Source organism: Clostridium sp. DJ247, from assembly GCF_014231265.1.
This window is the reverse complement of sequence record NZ_JABAIW010000045.1, coordinates 1-18,935: the sequence shown is the minus strand read 5'-3', so window position 1 is coordinate 18,935 and position 18,935 is coordinate 1. Positions and strand designations below refer to the sequence as shown.

Annotated in this window: 18 protein-coding genes and 1 pseudogene; 10 read left to right on the top strand and 9 right to left on the bottom strand. The window is 29.7% G+C overall.

The genetic code is table 11. The features are described 5' to 3' along the window. The first annotated feature begins 171 nt into the window (after positions 1-171). Complete coding sequence (locus tag HGI79_RS16585) at positions 172-522, top strand: four-helix bundle copper-binding protein (RefSeq protein ID WP_185651799.1); 351 nt, start codon at positions 172-174, stop codon at positions 520-522. Positions 523-587: 65 nt separating this feature from the next. On the opposite strand, the gene HGI79_RS16580 is transcribed toward HGI79_RS16585, so the two are convergent. The 4 genes from HGI79_RS16580 to HGI79_RS16565 form a co-directional block, all read right to left on the bottom strand. Then, on the bottom strand, positions 588-1,661 hold the full coding sequence (locus HGI79_RS16580) for an NlpC/P60 family protein (RefSeq protein ID WP_185651798.1): 1,074 nt from the start codon (positions 1,659-1,661) through the stop codon (positions 588-590). 291 nt (positions 1,662-1,952) lie between these two features. After that, the gene (locus HGI79_RS16575) at positions 1,953-2,777 is read right to left on the bottom strand and encodes a protease complex subunit PrcB family protein (RefSeq protein WP_185651797.1); all 825 of its coding nucleotides are present in this window, start codon (positions 2,775-2,777) and stop codon (positions 1,953-1,955) included. A 93-nt stretch (positions 2,778-2,870) separates the two neighbouring features. Continuing rightward, positions 2,871-3,941: a DUF4367 domain-containing protein gene (locus HGI79_RS16570; protein ID WP_185651796.1), complete on the bottom strand. Its 1,071-nt coding sequence runs from the start codon at positions 3,939-3,941 to the stop codon at positions 2,871-2,873. Continuing rightward, positions 3,931-4,452: a sigma-70 family RNA polymerase sigma factor gene (locus tag HGI79_RS16565; RefSeq protein ID WP_185651795.1), complete on the bottom strand. Its 522-nt coding sequence runs from the start codon at positions 4,450-4,452 to the stop codon at positions 3,931-3,933. The genes HGI79_RS16570 and HGI79_RS16565 overlap by 11 nt, the downstream gene beginning before the upstream one ends. Positions 4,453-4,794: 342 nt before the next feature. Between HGI79_RS16565 and HGI79_RS16560 the strand changes: the two genes are divergently transcribed. Next, complete coding sequence (locus tag HGI79_RS16560; RefSeq protein ID WP_241428243.1) at positions 4,795-5,742, top strand: LysM peptidoglycan-binding domain-containing protein; 948 nt, start codon at positions 4,795-4,797, stop codon at positions 5,740-5,742. On the opposite strand, the gene HGI79_RS16555 is transcribed toward HGI79_RS16560, so the two are convergent. Both HGI79_RS16555 and HGI79_RS16550 read right to left on the bottom strand, forming a co-directional pair. After that, positions 5,681-7,210 carry a recombinase family protein gene (locus tag HGI79_RS16555; protein WP_185651794.1) on the bottom strand — a complete coding sequence of 510 codons (1,530 nt, stop codon included), beginning with the start codon at positions 7,208-7,210 and terminating at the stop codon, positions 5,681-5,683. The genes HGI79_RS16560 and HGI79_RS16555 overlap by 62 nt on opposite strands. Positions 7,211-7,319: 109 nt before the next feature. Next, positions 7,320-7,742 carry a helix-turn-helix domain-containing protein gene (locus HGI79_RS16550; RefSeq protein ID WP_185651793.1) on the bottom strand — a complete coding sequence of 141 codons (423 nt, stop codon included), beginning with the start codon at positions 7,740-7,742 and terminating at the stop codon, positions 7,320-7,322. A gap of 154 nt (positions 7,743-7,896) precedes the next feature. Between HGI79_RS16550 and HGI79_RS16545 the strand changes: the two genes are divergently transcribed. Both HGI79_RS16545 and HGI79_RS16540 read left to right on the top strand, forming a co-directional pair. Continuing rightward, positions 7,897-8,043, top strand: a complete 147-nt coding sequence (locus HGI79_RS16545) for a hypothetical protein (RefSeq protein ID WP_185651792.1) — start codon at positions 7,897-7,899, stop codon at positions 8,041-8,043. 44 nt (positions 8,044-8,087) lie between these two features. Beyond that, on the top strand, positions 8,088-8,288 hold the full coding sequence (locus HGI79_RS16540) for a hypothetical protein (RefSeq protein WP_185651791.1): 201 nt from the start codon (positions 8,088-8,090) through the stop codon (positions 8,286-8,288). Between the two features lie 35 nt (positions 8,289-8,323). Here HGI79_RS16540 and HGI79_RS16535 read toward each other — a convergent pair whose 3' ends face one another. Then, positions 8,324-8,497 (bottom strand): hypothetical protein, encoded by a 174-nt coding sequence (locus tag HGI79_RS16535; protein WP_185651790.1) that lies wholly within the window; start codon positions 8,495-8,497, stop codon positions 8,324-8,326. 2,026 nt (positions 8,498-10,523) lie between these two features. Here HGI79_RS16535 and HGI79_RS16530 point away from each other — a divergent pair. Further along, positions 10,524-10,958, top strand: a pseudogene (locus tag HGI79_RS16530) (glycosyl hydrolase family 18 protein); the annotation flags it as partial. A 118-nt stretch (positions 10,959-11,076) separates the two neighbouring features. On the opposite strand, the gene HGI79_RS16525 reads toward HGI79_RS16530, so the two are convergent. Continuing rightward, on the bottom strand, positions 11,077-12,162 hold the full coding sequence (locus tag HGI79_RS16525; protein ID WP_185651789.1) for a DUF3298 and DUF4163 domain-containing protein: 1,086 nt from the start codon (positions 12,160-12,162) through the stop codon (positions 11,077-11,079). Between the two features lie 407 nt (positions 12,163-12,569). After that, complete coding sequence (locus tag HGI79_RS16520; RefSeq protein WP_185651788.1) at positions 12,570-13,547, bottom strand: D-glycerate dehydrogenase; 978 nt, start codon at positions 13,545-13,547, stop codon at positions 12,570-12,572. A 177-nt stretch (positions 13,548-13,724) separates the two neighbouring features. On the opposite strand from HGI79_RS16520, the gene HGI79_RS16515 reads away from it, so the two are divergent. The 5 genes from HGI79_RS16515 to HGI79_RS16495 all read left to right on the top strand — a co-directional run. Next, entirely contained in the window at positions 13,725-14,486 is a 762-nt protein-coding gene (locus tag HGI79_RS16515; protein ID WP_185651787.1) for an IclR family transcriptional regulator, read from the top strand. Between the two features lie 338 nt (positions 14,487-14,824). Next, on the top strand, positions 14,825-15,472 hold the full coding sequence (locus tag HGI79_RS16510) for a bifunctional 4-hydroxy-2-oxoglutarate aldolase/2-dehydro-3-deoxy-phosphogluconate aldolase (RefSeq protein WP_185651786.1): 648 nt from the start codon (positions 14,825-14,827) through the stop codon (positions 15,470-15,472). Between the two features lie 18 nt (positions 15,473-15,490). Next, on the top strand, positions 15,491-16,513 hold the full coding sequence (locus HGI79_RS16505; RefSeq protein WP_185651785.1) for a sugar kinase: 1,023 nt from the start codon (positions 15,491-15,493) through the stop codon (positions 16,511-16,513). Positions 16,514-16,698: 185 nt separating this feature from the next. Next, positions 16,699-17,379 carry a FadR/GntR family transcriptional regulator gene (locus HGI79_RS16500; RefSeq protein ID WP_185651784.1) on the top strand — a complete coding sequence of 227 codons (681 nt, stop codon included), beginning with the start codon at positions 16,699-16,701 and terminating at the stop codon, positions 17,377-17,379. A 433-nt stretch (positions 17,380-17,812) separates the two neighbouring features. Beyond that, on the top strand, positions 17,813-18,935 hold a 1,123-nt coding region (locus HGI79_RS16495; RefSeq protein WP_185651783.1), incomplete at its 3' end, for a dihydroxy-acid dehydratase.

Sequence of the window (18,935 nt, the reverse complement as noted above, 5' to 3'; positions counted from 1 at the left end):
TAATATAATATTATTACACTAATAATGAGAAAATATTACTAAATTATTAAAAAATAAGCTTTCCATAATAATATATAAACTTTATGTGGCTTAGTATAAAACATCAGTTTAGGAGCAAAATAAATTTGATGATAACACATTAAAGTAAAAAGAAAGAGAGGTTAACTTAATATGAATGCAACTATAATGGCACCTAATAAAGAATATCAAGATTGTATTGATGCTTGCAATAAATGTGCTCAAATTTGCCAAGAATGTTTTAGACTTTGTTTGGAAGAATCAGATGTGCGAGCTAAAGAACACTGTATATTAGACCTTATGGATTGTGCAGATATATGTGCAGTAGCTTCTTGTTCAATGTCAAGAAGAAGCAGGCATTTAAAGGAAATACTTACTGCCTGTGCTAATATATGTGATGAATGTGCAGTTCAATGTAGTAAATTTAACAGTGAATACAATAAAATGTGTGCTGATGCATGTAGAAAATGTGCTGATGAATGTAGGAAGATAGTAGCTACGTAAATTAAATAAAGAGCAGGATTTTATTAAAAGTAAAATCCTGCTCTTATTATAATTTTATAGTGCAGTTATTTAACTCTTCTTGCTGTCAAATAGTCACTTCTACCTAGAGCTGAAATCTTAATAACATCACCAGTATGTGGAGCATGAATATAGTTTCCGTTTCCTATGTACATACCAACATGATGAGGGTCAGCCCATGTACCAAAGAAAATTAAGTCACCAGGTTGAAGTTTGTCCATAGGAACTTCTGTGCCATCTTTAATTTGGTCATAAGTTGTTCGGCCAATTGTTACTCCAAATTTAGCATATACATATTGAAGAAAACCAGAGCAATCAAAACCAGGAGATGGAGTTGTGCCACCCCATACATAAGTTGTTCCTAAAAAAGTAGAAGCATAGGCTATAACTGCATCTTTAGAAAATGGTATGGCTCCCTTAGTTAAATCAGCTGATGCAAAAGACTTTCTTAATTCTTCCAACTGTTTTAAAGAGGTATTTATTTGACCATCACTTCCTAAAGAATTTTGTAAAATTTGCTGTTGGTATAAAAGCTCTTGCTCTATCAAGGAATCTATTAATTTCTTTTCACTATCTTTATCAGCATTTAATTTAGAAAGCTTGCTTTCGTTATCAGTCTTTAGGGATAATAATTTATTTCTTTTATCTTGTAAACTTTTTTTCTTAGAGGATATTTCATTTTCCTTGTTTTCCAAACTATCTATAATATCATTATCAAAAACTAAAACTCTTCGTATAAAATCTATTCTAGACAAAAAATCATCTAAATTAGAGGAATCTATCAACACCTTGAAATAACCATCTGTTCCCGTAATGTAAGAAGATCTAACTCTCTGATTAAAAAGATCTTCTTTGCTCTTTAGGTCATCCTGTGTATTTTTTAAGCTTTTTTCAGTATCGGTTATTTCTTTTTCAGCGGCAGCAATTTGCTTTTGGTTTTCATCTATCTGATTTAGAACTATTTGTATCTGATTATCCATTTTTTCTATATCGCTTTCCATATTTTGAATCTTAACTTGTAGGTCTTGAATGTTAGTAGGTGTGGGATCTGCTAACACAGGTTTATTTAAAACTAATATTGATAGCAAACTAATGGAAAATATTTTATTGATTTTATTCAAAAATATCCCTCCATGACATTTATATATATTTAAGCGTTAAATACGCCATAGAATACTTTTATGATTTAATATTAGGACAGGTTATAATTATAACATAAATATAAAATAACCTCTAATTAAATATTATGTATAATATTTAATTAGAAGTTATGAATTTTCTATTAAATTGGTAACATAGCATAAGCCCATACATATAATAAAATTGAACAAAGGATAATAGCAGAAATATGCCGGTAGAATTTTTGTATGTAAAATGAGCAGAGGTGTGGTGATATAACCTCTGCTTTAATTCTATACATCACTCTTTGTGGTAAACTGCATTCTAAATCCTTTTATAGTATTAGCATAAGGTGAATTTTTACTATTGGATATAAATAAGTAGTAGCTTTGGTTAAAGTCATAGTGGTTAACTGGAATAACTATAACTGATTTTTTATCTTTATCTAATAATAACTTAGCAGCTACTTTGTTACCTTGGTGGTCAACTACATATATATTGAGGCTGTTTACATTTTCCTCCATAACAGGTTTATTAAATTTAATCGTCCATTGTTTATTTGTTGATACATTATTATAACTTTTTAAGTCCTTCCAATGTTTATCTGTCAATTGAGACATGTCTACTTTTTTTACATATTCACTATAATTAGTGTAAGTAGTTCCAGAAGTACTTTCAACCGTTATATTACTAGTTATACCTGTGACTTTTATTACAGTGTAGGGGTAGGTTACCACCATAGGAATCATAGTTCCAGGAGCAGGTTCTTTTTCTTCAACAAGTATTTTGGTTTTACCTTCAATATCTTCTACAGATTTTACATTTATGGAGTAACCTCCACTAGGTTTTAAGCCATACATAATGGCAATATAATAATATCCAGATGAGTCATCATAATAGGATATAAAACCTTGTTTCTCTTTATAAGTGTTTATAATATCCTTCATATGCTGCAAGGTATCTATATTACTAATAGGTTCAAAGTTAACTTTATGATACATTATTCCTTGATTTAAGGTTATAGGTTGATTTTGCTCAGCTTTAACTTTCTTTTGGGTAATCTGTATACCATTTAATATTAAAGCTAAAGTAAGGCATAACACTAGCTTTTTATTCAATGATAAAACCTCCTAGTTTGCAATTATTAAGTTTTTTATATTAGTATAGACGATAGATTCTATCATTTTGCTTCATAAAGTTATAAAAAATTATTATTTAATTGAGTTACAAATATTTATTAAATCATCTTCAGGGATATTGCCAGTGATACTAAATTGAATATTATTCTTGTTCCAACATATTTGAGTAATAGTACTATTGGGGTTGCTATCATCTTTATTTTGTGTAACATAACCTTTAGCACCATTTATATCTATAGTCTTTCCGTTACCACTATAAGTTGTACTTTTATTCTCAAGTAATTTAAAATAGTTATTTTTAAAGCTATATGTAAGTTTTACATATTTTTCTTTAGAATCATTTTTAGGAATATATATATCAGTAAGTTCAAAATCCTTTGGTACATAGGAAGGTAAAGATAGTTTATCTCCCCAATAATTTTCAGCTTCTGCAGTACTTGGAGAAACCATGTGCGACACAGAGGAGTTGGAAATTGTACCTGATATATCTGTAGAATTCTTTGTTATAGATGGTAATCCTTCCGCCATAGAAGAAAGTGAAGTATCGTTAATGTTAGCAACTTTATCCTGAATTAGCGGATCTTGTTTTAGTTTATCTGAAACGGCAGTGGTAATATCAGGCTTAGTATCAACTGGTGGTGATACATTTGTAGTGTTACTTTGTTGATTTTCAGTTTTATTAATTGTTGTCTTAGTATCTTTGTTAGTATTAGGCAAAGGTGCTGTAGTGTTGTTATGATTATTTGTTATAGCTTCATTTTTATCTTTATTATATACTACTTGTTTGTCGTAAGGGATTATATTATTTGCATCTACGTTAGTTTTGTTATCATATGTGTTATTTGGCTGATTTTTAACAACCTTATTGTCTGATTTATCTTTAATATCCTTACTAGTTGATTTAGTAAAAGCTTGGCTTAATTTTTGAGAAGGATTAATATCTCTATTATAAAATTGTTGGTACCCTACTATTGATAAAGTTATAAAGGCTGCTGAGGCTGCCGCAACAATATATGGTTTTAACTTAGGTTTCCTTTCAATAGTACAAGCTTTTAGGGTTTTATTTTTTAGATTGTCCGTGACATAGATGTCATTAAGAGTTAAATCTATAATTTCTTTTATATCTCGTATATTATCCTTCATATTCTATCTTCCCATCTATATCATATTTCAATATTTCCCTAGCTCTAAACAGTCTACTTCTCACAGTACCCTCTGGTATTTTTAGTATTTTGCTGATTTCAAAAGTAGACATGTGTTCATAATAATAAAGAAGTATTATTTCTTTATATTTACTAGGTAAATTCATAATATGTGTTAGCAATTGTTTATGTTGTATTTGTTTGATTACACTATTTTCTAACTCTTCCACACTAGGTAGAGCATCTATAGTGTCTTTTTCAGCATCTTTAAACATGAAAACTTTCTTAAGCCAGGAACTTCGTAATGCATCTTTGCAGGTATTTATAGTAATAGTTAAAATCCATGTTTTTTCGCTGCTCTTTCCACGAAATTTTTCATAATTTTTGTATACCTTAACAAAAACCTCTTGAAAAATATCTTCAGCTAGATGCCTGTCCTTAAGATATATGTAAGCAATTTTTAAAACTTCATTACCATAACTATTAATTAATCTTTCGATTTCTTTGTCCATATGTACAATAATATCTTACATAAAGATATTTACCTCCTCTTAGTATATTAGTTATTGATAGAAGTATATTTTACTATATAGCTATGTATTTTAAGAAAAATATGTGTTGCAAATGATTTGTGCGTAATACATGAGGCAATTACTTAGATAAATAAATATGCATTAAATGTGAAATTAAATCAATTTATTCATATAATATCATATAAAACGTTTATTTAAAAGGAGGAAATTGCATTAGAATATTGGATTAAAATATAGTAATATTTATATAGATTTTATTGAACCTAAATTTAGGATATGAATATACTGATTATTGATAGTATGTAAAAGAAGGTAGATTTATTGAAAATATATGTGGTTAAATCTGGAGACTCTATATGGTCTATATCAAGAGCTTTTGGTGTAACACCTGAAAGCATTATTAGGGCTAATGGAATTAGTGAAGCTTCAAAATTGGTTGTTGGTCAAACTCTAGTCATTCCATCAAGAGAAAGTGCGTATAGGGTACGGCCAGGAGATAGTATATATTCTATAGCAAAAAGATTTGGCGTATCAGTTGAAAGTATTATTAGGTTAAATAATCTTTCTAGTCCATATACTATCTCTCCAGGACAGATTATAAGAATTCCAGAAAAATCAAAGAATTACGGCTATATTGAAGTTAACGCATTTATACAACCATCAACCCCAGAAAGAGAGAGAAGAGTTATGGCGGAGGGAATACCATATCTAACTTATATTACGCCATTTAGTCATCAAGTAAATGCTGATGGTAGTTTAACTCCACTTAACGATGCGACTATATTACAAGTGGCAAAGGCTAATAGAGTTGCACCAATGTTGTCTGTTACTAACATATCTGGTGCTAATTTTGATACTAACCTTGTTAGTCGTATTCTTAATGATAACTTATTACAACAAACAGTAATAAACAATATTTTAGGACTTTTGAGAGGTAAGGGTTACTATGGTGTAATAATAGATTTTGAGAGAATTCCACCAGCAGACAGACAAAAATACAATGATTTTTTAAGGAAACTAGTAGAAAGACTACATCCAAACTATGTTGTAGGAACTGCGTTGGCACCTAAGACTTATGATGTAACCACTGGATCATGGCACGGGGCACATGATTACAGAGCTCATGGGCAGATTGTGGATTTTGTTGTAATTATGACTTACGAATGGGGATGGTCAGGTGGTGCAGATCAAAATAATTGCTATCGCTCTAAGTCAAAAAAACCTGCAATTCATTTTTATCTGAATCCCACACTATTCTGTCAACTATAAGCTTTATTAACCTTCTTTTATCTTCTAATGTCTTAGCATTCAAAAACTGTTTAATACTTATATATAATGTATCAATATTAATATTATAAACTTCATTAAAGAGTCTTTCTCTTTCTAGTTTTAATAATTCTTCTTTTAAGGTGTTATTATTTTTAGTCATTTCCTCAATTCTTTTAGCAACTTCTTTAGCAGCTTCATTTGATAGTAGTATTAATTTATCTATCAAACTATCCATAGCTTTTTTATTTTCAGATATTTTTTTGTTTATAGCTTTAATTTCATCATCTATATTTGTAGTCTTTTTATTTTTCTTTACATACTCACTTAATATTTTTTTATCGCATATACTTTGTAAAAAATCCTCTACTTCTTTTTCTGCTTTTTCAACTCTTATAGAAAGATTTTTACAGTCGCTTTCTCGGTATCTGTTACTTCTACAGATAAAATAATATCTCCTCGTACCATCCTTTCTTTTTATACTAGGGGCAACACCTAAACCACCACCACATTTACATTTCATGATTCCCCCAGTTAAAAATGAAAATTGACTTTCATGTGGATGGGGTTCTACAGTTTTTTTCTCAAGTTGTTCTTGGACTAAGATCCATAGGTCCAAATCAACAACAGTTTCATGTTTCGATACTCCAACTAGCATACTTTTATCTTTCCATGATTTTATGCCATTTTTTCTCGGTCTACGATTATAAGGTAAAAACCCACAACCATTTGGTTGACCATATACAGTATAACCCTGATTCTGCAAATACTTTATGCTTTCTTCTGAGGATTTTAAATATGTTGGATTAGTCAGTATTCCATATATAGTTTGTGGTTTATAAGAAACCCCTTTACATTCAAAATACTTTGATATATCAAAAGCTGTATAACCTTGAGAGTATTTCAAGAATATTTCTCTGATGTTGTTAGCTTCACTATGTATTAACTTTAAGTATGCAAATGTTTTATTATCTTCCTGAATTTTCTCAACTGTATAACCGGTTGGTGCAGTTCCACCACTCCAACGGCCTAATTTAGCAAGCTCTTTCATATTATCTTTAACACGTTGAGCTATATTCATTCTTTCCATTTCAGCAAAACTAGCCAATAACATCATCATCATTTTGCCTATCGGCGTTGAAGGATCAAAACCTTCCGTCACTGATACAAGCTTTACATTTAACTTTTCTAATTCGTCATATGTATTAACAAAATCAACTATGTTTCTTGCAATACGATCAATCTTATAAACTGCTACTGCATCAAACTGTTTAGCTTTAACAAGTTCCATCATACGCTTAAAATCTGGTCTATTAGTGTTTCCTCCAGAAAATCCTTCATCCTCAAATATTTCAAACTTACATTCTTCATTTTCTCTTTCAAAATATCTTTTACATATTGCTATTTGATTTTTAATACTTTCACCAGTATCTGTTTCAATGGATTTTCTACTATATATTGCAATCCGCATTTTACTATAACAGCTCCTTAAATCATTTTTTTATGTGAATCGCTAATACAATGTGTCTGTTTTCTTCACTTAAATTAGAATTTATAACTATAAATAAAAACACCACGTTTTATTCTTTATCTTTTTTCTTACCGTATTTTTCTTTATTATTTGCCTTTGCTTTCCAGTAAAGTTTATTTACTCTCTCAAATAATTTTTCTTTATCTTTTTCGTCAACTGTATCATCCATCATGAAAGTTTGAGCATGTTCTAATACGTTATCATGCTGGTTTAAATCTCTCTTTGTGATTGTATACTTATCTGTATATTCTTTTGGAATATTCATATTTTCATTAGTATCATCTTTCAAAAACTCATCAGCAGATACACCGAGAGCTTTAGCTAAGTCTTGTAACTTTTCGATACTTGGGTTACGTCTTTCATTTTCGATATCAGAAATAAAAGAAACTGAAAGACCACTTTTTTCAGAAAGTTCTTTAAGAGTTAAATTATTTTGTTTTCTTAAATCTCTTACCTTCTTTGATATTTTCATGATTACAACCTCCTTGTGTTTATGATGATATTATAAAATGTTACGCTGATAGTGTAAAATGTAGAACGTGAAAATCTTACTTAACTACAATTGTTAGTAACAAGTGTAAGACTATCATCATATTATAATATAAATATTTTTATAGGTGATTTAGGTGGCAAAAAGAAAAGATGAGCAAGTAAAAGTAGTAATCATGAATCCTGAAAGACTTCAAGCTGCTAAAGAAAAACTTATGAAAGTCCTATATGAGGAATATATTAGGGAGACTTCCAAAGACGATCTTAAAGGAATTGCACAATAAGCAAAAGTGAAATTAGCACCTTAATAAAAATAGGAGGAAAATTGATGAACAGATTAGATAACATATGGAATGAGTTTGTAAGAGATGCTTTTATAGACACGGATAAAATTATTTATAAAGAAGTTAATGAACAATCATGTAGAGCTGTAGATATTTTAGTAGTTGAACAACATGAGGGAGCTATTACAATAACAGAAGGATATGCAAATAGTCGTGTTGATAAGGTTAGCTGGAATGGTAGATAAGCTAAATAAGGGGCTGCGTGCCCCAATTTAAAGTACTACTTTTCAGATTTTGATTCATCATCGTTATTAAATAAATCACTGATTGGTGCTAAGTGTATTTCATCATAATCTACATCGTCACCAGAGCTCTCATTGAATTTTGAGTCTGAAGTAAATATGCTGACAAAGTCAGTGATAGGATTAGCTTTATCTTTAGACGTATCTTTCATAGTATCACCTCCAGTAATATTATGAGAAAGAATATTTTAAATATGTGTAATAAAAAAAGACATGAAAGATAAAGTAACGAATTGAAAGAGAAAAATGTGAATAGATAGTGCATTAGAAATATTAAAAAATCGATTTATAAATAATTGTGAAGAATATAAGTTTAAAGCTTTTAAACTATATTATATTCAGAAAAAGACAAATGAAGAAAAACAGGAATTACTAGGATGTGGTAAAAGTTCTCCAAAGATATGGAAAGATACAGTTACAGAGGAATTAAGTTTGTTATTATGGGGAGTCGAAGCATTAGGGATATAAAAGGAAAAAGGTGGTATTTTCTTAGGGGATTATTTATTATAAAATCATAGTGTAAGAATTTATATTTTGCCAGCAGGGATTACATACTGTGTGGCAACAGTAAAGCACTTAGAGAAATCTAGGTGCTTATTACTTTACAGAATATTAATAGTATCATAACAAATATTACATTATTTAGTATTAGTATGTATTTAAGGGATAAAGTTATACCTTACCATAACCTTATTTAAAGCATCAGTAGAATCCACTGATGCTTATTTGTTTACAAAACTAAACAAATTTTTAATAATTACGTCATAATTATATAACAATTATATTTTAATATAATATTGTAGATCTTCATTAAGTTTATAAATACATGTATATACGCAACTTCCCTTTAAGAGAGGCACTTGGTAACTCCAGGTGCTTATTTTTTTACAAAATATTAAGGAGAAGGATACTTTAGATATACTGTGGGAATATATCACTATTCAGTATGCAGCTATTATAAGAGTTCAAAGGATTATGCTAAAAGAAGACTATCTTCACTATGTTTTAAAAGGTTGAAGAAACTCAGCTAAATCATCTGAAGGGTATATATATTCATGTAATAATAACGAACTATACAATAATAGCTATGCTGACAATGTTAACAATAAAAGAGCATGTGATAACTTTTTGATAAAGGTTTTATTAAAGATACTAGGTCTAAAAACAACTAGTACTTAAATAACTCTATGTTTTATATTAAAATTTTAGTATATCAGGTTAACCTTTAGAAAAAAATAAAGGTTATTTAAAAAATAAGCTGGCAATATAACGCCAGCTTTTGTCATAAATTTTAGGAGTAAGACAAAAATTAATGATTGGAGATTAAAGTGCATCAGTTAAAATTATAACCACATTATTATAATATAATCACAAATATGGTTAACTTGTATATAATATAAGTGTGTGTTAAAGTTTCATAATTATGGCCTCGACTATAAGTTAAAGCAACCTTTTATAGTTACTCTTCTTATCAATTAATGTATTTTTATTTTGAATTCTTGTAATTATATTTACAAAATAAAACAATCTTGAATATACCATATTAAAGGAAATTTCTAATTATTACTCTAATGCTCTCTATAACATTATTTTTATTAATGATGCTGGAGCACCTCCATTATTATAAAAAAGTTCAACCTTTTATGGTTGTTCTTTTTTTATCTCAATATAAATTTTGTGTAACAATTTTCCAATATAAACATAACATGATATAGTATTGAAGTTAATAAAAGGAGATTTAAGATGAATATGAGTTACATAATACCTAATAATCATAACATTATATAATACTCTAATTATATAATTTCTACTTATACAAATAAATAATAGGTACTAAAATTTACGCCTAAGCTCTATAATTGTATTCCTAATAGCTTCACTTTCGTTTTTATTATTTGTCTGACAATAAATAAAAAATAACAGGCACTAAAATTAATTAGCACCTATTATTAAAGGGACGTTGGTTGGAAATGATAATTTATTTATCTAGCTACTATGAAATAAATTTTAGATTAGTTACTTTTGTTAAATTATATCATGATAAAAATGGTTGGAAATAAAAAAGTTATGATCACTTATTTAAAATGTGGACACCAATGAAAAGATGGAAAATAGGGATATATTAAAAAGCTCTGGAGAATGAACCAGAGCTTTTTAAAATAATAGCAATTAAAACGGTCAGGTGGTCCTCCACTAGCAGTAGCTCCTCTTAATGAAGTTAGGAAGGTTATTAACTATGCAGTATCTGTTATACCTCCTAAAAAAATTATGATGGGAATGGCTCTATATGGCTATGATTGGACATTGCCATACACACCTGGAGGAGAATTTGCTGAAGCTATAGGGAACCAAGAGGCTATAGATAGAGCAGCTAAATATGGCGCTGTTATAAAATATGACGTACAGTCTCAATCACCCTACTACAATTATACAGATGAACAAGGAAGACAACATGTAGTGTGGTTTGAAGATGCAAGAAGTGTTGAAGCTAAATATAAGTTAGCCAGTGAGTATGGATTAAGAGGTGTAAGTTATTGGGTACTGGCTCAACCGTTCCCACAAAATTGGCAAGTACTTGATGATATGTTTCAAATTACAAAAGTTGTAAGATAAGCAGAGAGCTCAAATCCGTGATTTGGTGCGAATCGGTTAATCAGACATTCCTGCTTTATAACAAATGGAGAAATATTAAGGCATATAACAGAGTTGATTCTGTTATATGCCTTAATTTTTATTTTATGTTAGCTATAAGCCAGTGATTGCCTTTCTTTTCAACAGTTAGATTAGCACTAACATAACCAGCATCATAGTTATGAGAAACTAAATGAAAGTTTATTATAACTTTGTAGGTTATAGAATCAATTTTTTTAGTTTCAATAATATCATAGGTATCCACCCAGGGACTTGAGGAGCCTGTAATCCAATTTGTATGTTTTAGGCATTTTTTCATTTTATATTTTAAACTATTATTTAGTACAGAATACTGGAGAGCACCATTTCGTGTTTTTACTCCTTTTGCCCAAAGAAGAGCAGCTTCTTCTGGTGAATACGCAGCAAATTCCTCTAAAGCATTTTTAAATAAATTAAGAGCTGTTTTCATTACGTTGATATCATCCTTTTGAGATGTATTTTGACTGCTTATACCATATGAAGAATATACTTTAGCCGAAAAGTTAGGAATCAAAATATTTGATATTTCTTTATAAGGTATCTCAAATATGAGAGGGCTCCCTGCATAGGCGGTATACTCGTATACTCCATAATAAATAACTATTGATGAAGGAGTTAAATAAAACTGTGTGGTATCTTTCACACCATCATATTCCTTAATCAAAGAAATGTTCCTGCTTTTAATTTGTTTTTTTATTATATTGCTTAGTATATTTTGATAACTAGAATTTTGTTTGAACAAATCTTTTAGATAGTATACTGTCACCGTGGAAGTATTTAATGTGATTGATTTTAATACAGTGATATTACTAGAAGACTCATGTAAATGAGTATATAAGTTATATAGAATACTAATGACATTATTTTGATTCATAAATATTTTATAGGTAGCTGTAATACTAGAAACATTAGAATCTTCCTCATAAAGAGAAATTTGTTCTATAATAAAATTCCATAGGAAGCTATCAAGCGCCTTATTAAGGCGGTTTTGAAGTTCAATGTCATTGTGGTTAGTTATAAAAGGATAAGAAATTTTTAGTAGCCTAGGTGAAAATACCTTATCCATAACTGTTAAGGAGTTAGTATAAGTGCTGCTTCTTAAAAATAAAGTTGAAAGATCTAGCTCTCCATAGTTAATCTCAATCAATGATTATCCCACCAAAAATTATTTGTATAATACTATATTCATTATAAGTTTAGATATTTCGTATTTTTTACAGTATTTATATATATAACTATGGCAGAAATTTAACTTATACCACCGAATATGCTGCTAAACTTAGGCACGTTAAAAACTTTTAGTCATTCTAAAGTTTTTATATGAAAATCCTCTTCCTTTCGTCAGAGGAGTACTCACAGAGTAAGCGACCATATCAAAATCATAGATTTTGTATGTCTGCTTAAATTGGAGCTTTAGACTAATCAAAAATATTTAACGTGACGAAAAATGGCAATATATCCGGTCGTATGAGTTAAATTTAGGGCATGCTTATCTATAATACAAAAGATGCAACAGTGCTGATTTTATGAACATTAAAAACTAAATCTAAAGATTTATAGTTTTTTAAGCTCAGGTACTAAATCAGGCGGTATTTCTCCCAACACAGCTTTAACTAAGTTTTGTGCTGCTGTCATAGCCATATCAAAGCGAGTTTTAGATGTAGCTGAGCCAATATGAGGTACAGTTACTACATTAGGCATTTTTAGAAGAGGGTTATCTAGGTTTACAGGTTCTGTATTATATACATCAAGTGCTGCTGCTAGAATTTTTTTATTTCTTAGAGCATGTACTAACGCTTCTTCATTTACTGTTTGGCCTCTAGAAACATTTATAAAAATAGCAGATTTTTTCATTAAATCAAACTCTTTATAATCAATTAAATTATAGGTATCTTTTGTCAACGGTGTCATTAGCACTATAAAGTCTGATTCTTTTAGAAGGATTTCTAAGCTAGTATACTTTACACCTAATTTTTCTTCTACATGGGACTTTGGACTTCTATTGTAGTAAAGTACATCCATATCGAATCCAAGTTTACCTCGTTTTGCGATGGCCTCCCCTATTCTACCCATACCTATAATTCCTAGTTTAGAATGGTGTACATCTATACCAAACAAATTTTCGTTAACTTCTTCTTCCCATTTTCCTTGTTTTACATATAAATCTAGTTCAGAGATTCGTCTGGCTGAAGATAAAATAAGTGCAAAAGCTAAATCAGCTACAGTATCATTAAGTACATAAGGTGTATTAGTTCCTAAGATATTTCTTGTTTTCATAGCATTTATGTCAAAATTATTATAGCCAACAGAGAGGTTACTTACTACCTTTAGCTTTGGTGCATGTGATATTAGTTCTTCATCAATTTTGCTACCGGCTGTTAAAAGTCCTTCTGCATCTAGTAACTCTTTAAATAGTTTTTCCTTAGGGATTTCCTCATTAAAATCCCATTTTCTATAATCACAATATTGTGCAATATAATTCTCTACATGTCTAGGTATAGGCTTTGCAATAAATACTTTTGGTTTGCTCATAATATCCCTCCACTAAAATTATTAATTAGGATAAAGTATTATTTTATAAATAAAATAACACTTTTTGAATATTATTGCAAAAATATATTTATGTAAGTAATTCAATATACCCCCTTTTTTATTTTTTATTTATTAAATATAATATAATGTGTATATCATAGGAGAGGAAGTATAAAGATGCAAGAAGTTGTACAATCAGTAGATAGATCATTATCAATTTTAGAAGTGTTATCAGATTATGAAAATGGATTAGGAATTACAGAAATTAGTGAAAAAGTAAAATTGCATAAAAGTACAGTGCATAGACTTTTAAGTACATTAATATTTAAAGGATATGTTGAACAAAATGAAATAACTAATAGGTATAAGTTAACATTGAAGCTATTTGAGCTTGGGAATAAAAAAGTAGAAAAAATGAATATTGTTACTGTGGCAAGGCCGTATTTACAGGAGATAATGGAAAAAACCAATGAAGTAGTACATTTAGTAGTGAGAGATGGAGTGGAGATTGTATATGTTGCAAAGGTTGAATCACAGAATACTATAAGAATGTATTCAAGAATAGGAAAAAGAAGTCCCGTTTATTGTACTGCTGTTGGTAAGTCAATGATTTCCCATATGAATAAAGAGGAAGTTAGAGAGATTTGGGAAAATAGTGATATAAAAAAATATACAGAAAATACTATAGTTGATTTTGAAAAGTTTAAAGAGCACATAAAGTTGATAAAAAAGAAAGGATATGCTATTGATGAACAGGAAAATGAAATTGGTATAAGATGTGTTGCTGCATCTGTATTTGATTATAGTGGTAAGATTTGTGGAGCTATTAGCATATCTGGATCTATAATAAGTTTTACAGAGGATAAAATAGAGCAGTTTTCAAAATTGGTCATAGAATATGCTAAGAATATTTCTAGAGAGCTTGGTTACGTTTTATAAGTAGCCAAGTTTTTTTGTATGGGTAAAGTTAAGACAAAGTTGTGCCCAAATTAAATATTACATACATTTAAATGTTCAATAGTATTTTAGAGGAAATGCTAACTATAGCATAGTATTTAATTAATTATGATGAATAACAGTGTATAATGGTTTTGATATGTGAAACATAATTTTGTATAATGAAATAGAAAAGACGTATTTAAAGTGAAATTTATATTTGATCTTATGAAATTAAATATAAATTATTTACATAATTTATACTAAGTATAGTATAGATTAATTTATTGATTCATATTTTAATTGTTAAAAAATTTAATAGTATACTAGGAGGATTAGTTATGATCGAAAAGTTAGAAACATTGAGAAGAATTGAAGAGGTTGGGGTAGTAGCAGTAGTTAGAGCTGAAAATGCAGAAATGGCAGAAAAAATTTCTAAGGCTTGTATAGAAGGTGGAATACCAGCTATAGAAGTTACTTTTACAGTACCTAATGCAGATAAAGTAATAAGTACTTTAAAAGAAAAATTTACTAAAGAAGAATTAATAGTTGGAGCTGGAACTGTGCTTGATAGCGAAACTGCAAGAATAGCAATACTTGCTGGAGCTCAATACATTGTAAGTCCAGGGTTTGATTTAGAAACAGCTAAGCTTTGTAATAGATATCAAATTCCATATATGGCTGGATGTATGACAATAACAGAAATGATAAGAGCGATGGAAGCTGGTACAGATGTTATAAAACTATTCCCAGGAAGTGCATTTGGTCCAAGTTTTATAAAAGATGTAAAAGCACCACTTCCACAAGTTCCTATTATGCCAACTGGTGGAGTTAGTTTAGAAAATGTTGATCAATGGATTAAAAATGGATGTATTGCAGTTGGAGTAGGTGGCAAACTTACTGCAGGAGCAGTAACTGGAGACTACGAATCAATAACTGAAACTGCAAAGCAGTTTGTATCAAAAGTAAAAGAAGCTAGAAGTAAATAACTTTAGGAGGAGACTTTTATGGCAAAAAAAGTAGTAACTATGGGAGAATTATTGCTTAGATTGTCTACACCAGGATATGAGAGATTTACTCAAGCGGAATCTTTTGAAATAGTATATGGTGGAGCAGAAGCAAATGTTGCGGTATCTTTAGCAACATTAGGATTGGATTCTTATTTCCTATCTCAGGTACCTGATAATCCAATTGGACAGAGTGCTCTTAATTATTTAAACAGATATGGAGTAAATACAGATCTTGTAGTGAGAGATGGAGACAGAGTAGGAATATATTACTTTGAAAAAGGTAATTCTGTAAGACCATCTAAGGTTGTTTACGATAGAGCAAACTCAGCCATAACGCAGGTAGATGCAGATAAAATAGACTTTGATGAAATATTCAAAGATGCTGATTGGTTCCATTTTTCCGGAATTACACCAGCTTTAGGACAAAACTGTATAAAACTTGCGGAAAAAGCTGCTGAAGCAGCTAAAAATCATGGTGTGCCTATAAGTTTAGATTTAAACTATAGGAAACAACTTTGGAGTTACGAAGAATTTCAAAAAGTAATGCCTAATTTATTACAAAATGTAGATGTTTGCTTTGGATGGTTAAGCAGTATAGAGGAAGAAAAAGGCGAATATAAGGTTGCTGACTTTACAAAAGAAGAAGTAAATCTTGAGAGATTTGTAAATGTATTTAGTAAAATGAGAGAAAAATTCAATATAAAATATATGGTATCAACTTTAAGAGAGAACTATTCTGCTAGTCATAATGCATTATCAGCTATTATTTATGATGGAAATGAAATATATCAATCAAAGAAATATGATTTTACAATTCAAGATAGGGTAGGGGCTGGAGATGCATTTGCTGCAGGATTAATATATAAATTAGTACAAGGAGAAAATCATAAGGATGCTTTAGAGTTTGGCGTAGCTGCTGGGGTCTTAAAACATACTGTTGAGGGAGATGCTAATTTAGTTACAGAAAGTGAAATAATGCAGCTTGTAAATGGAAATGTTTCTGGAAGCGTACAACGATAGAAATATTTAGATGTCTTCAAAAATAACAAGTTATTTTTGAAGATGCCTAAGGATGAAAAGACATATAGTATGATTAATACTTCTTATTGAGTTCGTATTAAATCACTATATGTCTTTTTTATTTTTTTAATTTTAGATATAATGTACTAAAATGTATTTTGACACTTTAGATAGGAGAATAGAACATGAAAGAGGTTAAAACAAGCGATAAAGTTTTTAAAACAATACAAGAGAAAATATTTAACGGTGAATGGAAACCTGGTGAAAAGATTATGTCAGAGCCTCAGTTGTGTAAGGAATTAAATGTTAGCAGGGTGTCTGTAAGGGAGGCTATAGAGAAACTGGCTACTCTTAACATTATAAGCAAGCGTCAGGGAGAAGGGACCTTTGTAAATGACTTAAAACCATCTATTTACTTGAATAGCTTAATACCTATGATAACATTAGACAAGGATAACTATTTAGATATTCTTGAATTTAGACTTATTACAGAACCAAAAACTGCTAGTATGTGTGCAGAAAAGTGCAGCGATAATACAATAAAGGAAATTGAAGAAAGTTATGAAAGAATGATTAATTATCGACAGGATATTGAGAAATTTACAGAGGAAGATTTAAATTTTCATATGAAGATTGCAGAAGGTAGTAGTAATTCTCTAATTATAAAAGTAAATGAGATATTGAGAAATTTATTAGAATATCATCAAAGGGTCTTATATAAAACATTAGGACCTTCTGGTGGACTTAATGAACATAAACTTATTTTAGATGCTATAAAAAATAGAGACTCTGAATTAGCAGATATTTATATGGTAAGACATTTACAAAGAACTATAAAAGATATAAAAACTATGAAATATAAATAAAAGTTACAATAAATTAAGAACTAAAACGCCCTTGCAGTACAAATTGTATTACAAGGGCGTTTTACTATGCAAAATTTATTTTTGTATATCAAAAAAATAGATGTTTACTATAAACGTTTTTATAGTAATATATAAGTGAGTTGTAATACAATTAAAAATGACATAAAAGCTTATATTACAACAAATGTTAATTTAAATAAATAATATATTATGTATATACATTTATTTATAAAAACTTACCGGTGTAATATATCGGTGTTTCGATATACAAAACCTATTTTTATATATCGAAAAAAGTATTGACTATCAATCGTTTTCATAGTAATATATAAGTAAGTTGTAATACAAGTGAAAACGATATAAAAGTTTATATTACAACAAATGTTAATCTAAGATGTAATACAAGTAAAAAATATTACGAGGTGATTTATAAATGTTAAAAAGTCAAGAATTAAGAGAAAAGGCACCAGAACTTGATTCTTTAAGATTAGGATCAGGCTGGAAAGTAGAAGATCTTGAAAAGCCACAAATAATAGTAGAAAGTAGTTTTGGACACAGTCATCCAGGCAGCGCTCATTTAGATGTTTTAGTAGAAGAAGCATTTAAAGGAGTAAATGAGAATGGAGGAAGAGCTGCTAAATACTTTGTTACAGACATATGTGATGGAGAAGCTCAAGGACATGATGGAATGAATTTTTCACTTCCTTCAAGGGAAATGATGGCAAATATGATTGAAATACAAGTACAAGCTACCCCCTTTGATGCAGGAGTGTTTATAGCAAGCTGTGATAAGTCTATGCCAGCTCACCTTATGGCTATTGCTAGACTTGATATGCCAGCAGTACTAGTACCTGGTGGAATTATGAATGCTGGTCCAAATATGCTTACACTAGAGCAAATAGGAAAATATCATGCTCAACATGAAAGAGGAGAAATAACTGGGAAACAGTATACTTACTATAAACACAATGCTTGTCCGAGTTGCGGAGCTTGCTCATTTATGGGAACGGCTTCAACAATGCAGGTAATGGCTGAAGCCTTAGGGATTGCTCTACCAGGAACAGCATTAATACCAGTTACTTTAGATGAAATTAAAATAGCAGCAAGACATGCAGGAGAGCATGCTCTTAAGCTTGTAGAGAAGAATATTAAACCATCTGAAATAATGACTAAAAAAGCTTTTGAAAACGCTATAATGGTACATGCAGCTATTGCAGGGTCAAGTAACAGTTTACTTCACATTCCAGCTATTGCACATGAGTTAGGAATAGAAATAGAACCAGAGTTATTTGATGAAATTCACAGAAAAATACCATATATACTAAACATAAGACCAAGTGGATTTTACCCAGGAGCATACTTCTGGTATGCTGGTGGAGTACCAGCAATAATGGAAGAAATTAAAGAATTCTTACACTTAGATGTGCTTACTGCTACAGGTAAAACCTTAGGAGAAAATTTAGAAGAATTAAAACAAGGTGGTTACTATGAAAGATGCAGTAAATTCCTAGAAGCTCTTGGAGTTAAGAAAGAAGATGTAATAAAGACTAAAGAAA

Excerpts from the sequence above, each read along its gene's own strand:
- HGI79_RS16540 (WP_185651791.1), top strand. The coding sequence starts at position 8,088 with ATGAACAGATTAGATAACATATGGAATGAGTTTGTAAGAGATGCTTTT.
- HGI79_RS16520 (WP_185651788.1), bottom strand. The coding sequence starts at position 13,547 with ATGAGCAAACCAAAAGTATTTATTGCAAAGCCTATACCTAGACATGTA.
- HGI79_RS16535 (WP_185651790.1), bottom strand. The coding sequence starts at position 8,497 with ATGAAAGATACGTCTAAAGATAAAGCTAATCCTATCACTGACTTTGTC.
- HGI79_RS16555 (WP_185651794.1), bottom strand. The coding sequence starts at position 7,210 with ATGCGGATTGCAATATATAGTAGAAAATCCATTGAAACAGATACTGGT.
- HGI79_RS16500 (WP_185651784.1), top strand. The coding sequence starts at position 16,699 with ATGAAAGAGGTTAAAACAAGCGATAAAGTTTTTAAAACAATACAAGAG.
- HGI79_RS16570 (WP_185651796.1), bottom strand. The coding sequence starts at position 3,941 with ATGAAGGATAATATACGAGATATAAAAGAAATTATAGATTTAACTCTT.
- HGI79_RS16505 (WP_185651785.1), top strand. The coding sequence starts at position 15,491 with ATGGCAAAAAAAGTAGTAACTATGGGAGAATTATTGCTTAGATTGTCT.
- HGI79_RS16515 (WP_185651787.1), top strand. The coding sequence starts at position 13,725 with ATGCAAGAAGTTGTACAATCAGTAGATAGATCATTATCAATTTTAGAA.
- HGI79_RS16585 (WP_185651799.1), top strand. The coding sequence starts at position 172 with ATGAATGCAACTATAATGGCACCTAATAAAGAATATCAAGATTGTATT.
- HGI79_RS16550 (WP_185651793.1), bottom strand. The coding sequence starts at position 7,742 with ATGAAAATATCAAAGAAGGTAAGAGATTTAAGAAAACAAAATAATTTA.
- HGI79_RS16565 (WP_185651795.1), bottom strand. The coding sequence starts at position 4,452 with ATGGACAAAGAAATCGAAAGATTAATTAATAGTTATGGTAATGAAGTT.
- HGI79_RS16510 (WP_185651786.1), top strand. The coding sequence starts at position 14,825 with ATGATCGAAAAGTTAGAAACATTGAGAAGAATTGAAGAGGTTGGGGTA.